This window comes from Syntrophaceticus schinkii, from assembly GCF_000946815.1.
Lineage (GTDB): Bacteria > Bacillota > DSM-12270 > Thermacetogeniales > Thermacetogeniaceae > Syntrophaceticus > Syntrophaceticus schinkii.
Genome location: NZ_CDRZ01000290.1, coordinates 1 through 3,295 on the forward strand (window position 1 = coordinate 1; position 3,295 = coordinate 3,295).

At 54.7% G+C, this 3,295-nt stretch carries 3 protein-coding genes; all 3 read left to right on the forward strand.

All coding sequences use genetic code 11. From position 1 onward, the window contains the following. The first annotated feature begins 136 nt into the window (after positions 1 to 136). Positions 137 to 1,285 carry an indole-3-glycerol phosphate synthase TrpC gene (gene trpC / locus SSCH_RS20550; RefSeq protein WP_052835722.1) on the forward strand — a complete coding sequence of 383 codons (1,149 nt, stop codon included), beginning with the start codon at positions 137 to 139 and terminating at the stop codon, positions 1,283 to 1,285. A 53-nt stretch (positions 1,286 to 1,338) separates the two neighbouring features. Further along, positions 1,339 to 2,541, forward strand: a complete 1,203-nt coding sequence (trpB, locus tag SSCH_RS15065; RefSeq protein WP_044666197.1) for a tryptophan synthase subunit beta — start codon at positions 1,339 to 1,341, stop codon at positions 2,539 to 2,541. Between the two features lies 1 nt (position 2,542). Continuing rightward, a partial coding sequence (gene trpA, locus SSCH_RS15070; RefSeq protein WP_052835723.1) for a tryptophan synthase subunit alpha occupies positions 2,543 to 3,295 on the forward strand: 753 nt, incomplete at its 3' end.

Below are 3,295 nucleotides of genomic sequence, written 5' to 3' on the forward strand. Positions count from 1 at the left end.
GCAGGATCCAAGGGCAGTTCTCTTTGTATGAGGGGGTTCATTCAATTAACAGGGACAGCAGTGGCAGATAATCTAGCAGTAACCCTATCTCTGCTTCACCTATAGAGGCAGTAATTCCGATAACAGGAGGGTTTTGATGATTTTAGAGCGCATTGTTGAGGCCAAAAGGGAAGAGGTATCCACAGCAAAGAGCCGCTGTCCTCTGTCGGATTTAAAGATGCGGATTGATGCTCCGCCGGCCAGGGGCTTTATCGGTGCTGTGCGGAGGGATGATCTGATACAGCAGAATGAAGGGGTTTCTCCGGATAAACCAGATAAAGCGGTGGGGCCGGCAGCCAGAATTTCATCTACCTGTGACTTCTATGGGAGGATGCGGTGGGATGCGGTAGAGCGTGATGAAACGGTGAAACGGAAGCAGGAGCGGGGTGCAAGGAGGTCGGAAAAGGGTCATCCCGTCAGCTTTAAAGGGCAATCTCCAGGGAAGAAGCAGGGTGATGATGGGTCTGAAAGTTTAGGGACAGACAGCAGGATGGATGCGGGAACATGTGTGGGAACGGGTGTGGTGAAAGGCATCAAGTTGATCGCCGAGATTAAAAAAGCATCCCCCAGCCGCGGCCTTATCTGCCGTGCTTTTAACCCGCGCCAGATCGCCTGCCTTTACCAGGAGGCCGGGGCCAGTGCCATTTCCGTGCTTACAGATGAGCGGTTTTTTCAGGGGCATCCGGATTTTCTCAAGGTTGTGAAAGAGGTGACCTCACTCCCCCTGCTGCGAAAGGATTTTATCATCGATGAATACCAGATCTACCAGTCACGCTTGCTGGGGGCGGATGCTGTTCTGCTGATCGCTGCCATTTTGGGGCGGCAGCAGTTGGTGGAATATATCTGCTATGTGAAAGAACTGGGAATGGCCGCTTTGGTGGAAGTGCACACCCATGATGAGCTGTGCAGGGTATTGGAAACAGAGGCACTCCTGGTGGGGATCAATAACCGCAACCTCCATACCTTTCAGGTGGATCTGGGTGTTACCTATCAATTGATTTCAGCAGTGCCGAAGGAGAGAGTCGTTGTCAGTGAAAGCGGTATCTGCAGTAGAGAAGATGTGATTGGGTTGGCTGAGGCGGGTGTTGATGCTGTGCTGGTAGGGGAAGCACTGATGGGTGCCCGGGGATATCAGGGCCGCGGTGGCAGAACTGCTGGGAGTTCCCAGATGATAGCCCTGAATCTTCGGAATTGGCCGCCATATCAAGCTGTGGCGGGAGAGTTGCCGGGAGCCTGGGATGGATAAGCGCGTAAGTAAATTACTCAAGCCTGACCCCAATATTGAGAGGAGGATGGAGCATGGAATTACCGGATAGCAGAGGGCATTTTGGGAATTTTGGTGGGCAGTTTGTTCCGGAGACATTGATGCCGGCTCTGGAGGAGCTGACACTGGCGTATGGTGAGGCGAGAATCGATGTGGCCTTTAAGGAGGAGCTGCAGTATTATCTGCGGGATTATGTAGGGAGGCCGACCCCCCTTTATTTTGCGGAAAGGCTGACACGCCATCTGGGTGGGGCGAAGGTTTATTTAAAACGCGAGGATTTAAACCATACCGGGGCACATAAGATCAACAACACTATGGGGCAGATCATTCTTGCGCGGCGGATGGGGAAAAAGCGGGTGGTTGCTGAAACCGGAGCGGGCCAGCATGGTGTGGCCACTGCCACCGCCGCGGCGATGTTTGGTCTGGAGTGTGCCGTCTACATGGGGGAGGAGGATATCCGCCGCCAGGAGCTGAACGTCTATCGCATGCGGCTGCTGGGGGCGACGGTGGTGTCTGTGACCAGCGGCAGCAGGACATTGAAGGATGCTATGAATGAGGCGATCCGCGACTGGGTGACCAATGTGGAAAACACATACTACCTGCTGGGCTCTGTAGGGGGGCCACACCCTTACCCGATGATCGTCAGGGATTTTCAGGCGGTGATCGGGAGGGAAACAAGGGAGCAGATTTTAAAAGCTGAGGGACGACTTCCCCGCTGTTTGGTGGCTTGTGTGGGCGGGGGAAGCAATGCCATGGGGCTCTTTTACCCCTTTCTTGATGATGCTGTAGAGTTGCTTGGGGTGGAGGCCGCTGGGCGCGGTCTGGAAACCGGGGAGCATTCGGCGACACTGAATGCCGGGCGCACAGGTGTCCTGCACGGTGCTTTAAGCTACCTGCTCCAGGATGAGCACGGGCAGGTGCTCACTGCACACTCTATCGCGGCGGGTTTGGATTACCCGGGAGTTGGCCCTGAGCACAGCTATCTAAAAGAAACAGGACGGGCAAAATATACAACGGTTACGGACCGGGAGGCCCTGGATGCCTTTCAGCTTCTTTCCCGTTTAGAGGGGATCATCCCGGCCCTGGAGAGCGCTCATGCTGTTGCTGCTGTTGTCAAAATGGCATCTGCCATGGGGAAGGAAGATGTCATTGTGATCAACCTCTCCGGGCGTGGGGACAAGGATGTGCCTGCGGTTTCTCAGGTGTTAGCCCAACAGGAAAACGGGGGTGTGAGATAAGATGAAGGTGGAGAAAGAAGTGGACACAAATCGTGTTGAGGCCAGACTAAGAAAACTGAACGAAAATGGGGAGAAGGGTTTATTTGCCTTCATAACTGCAGGGGATCCGGATCTGGAAACAACATTTAAGCTGGTCCTCTCCATGGAAAGGGCGGGGGTGGACCTTGTGGAACTGGGGGTTCCCTTTTCTGACCCTATGGCTGATGGGCCGGTGATCCAGAGGGCTTCTCTGCGGTCTCTGGCCGCGGGCACAAATTTGAAAGGAATCCTGGATCTGGTGCGGCGCCTGCGTTCACATACAGAAATCCCTCTTTTATTGATGACCTACTACAACCCGGTGCTCCAGTACGGCTTGGAGCGTTTCGCTGTGGATGCCGCTGAAGTGGGGGTCGATGGGGTCATTGTTCCCGACCTCCCTTTAGAGGAGAGCGCACCTCTACTTCAGGAGCTGAAAGAGGAGGGGCAGCATTTTATCTACCTGGTGGCACCGACAACCACACCAAAGCGATTGGAGAAAATTTCAGGGGCCGCGCAGGGGTTCATCTATTGTGTCTCCCTTACCGGGGTAACAGGGATGAGAGAGGGCATTTCGCCAGATATAAAAGAGTTCATGCAGGGGGTGAGAAGACATTGCAGCCTGCCCCTGGCTTGTTGGTTTCGGCCAGTCTCCCAACCCCAGGCAGGCCGCCATCATAGCAGAGGCCGCAGACTCAGTGATCGTGGGCAGCGCCACTTGTCAGCCTTGTTAGACAGC

Bases quoted from the DNA above. Each gene is read 5' to 3' on its own strand.
- trpC (WP_052835722.1), top strand. From the start codon at position 137: ATGATTTTAGAGCGCATTGTTGAGGCCAAAAGGGAAGAGGTATCCACA.
- trpB (WP_044666197.1), top strand. From the start codon at position 1,339: ATGGAATTACCGGATAGCAGAGGGCATTTTGGGAATTTTGGTGGGCAG.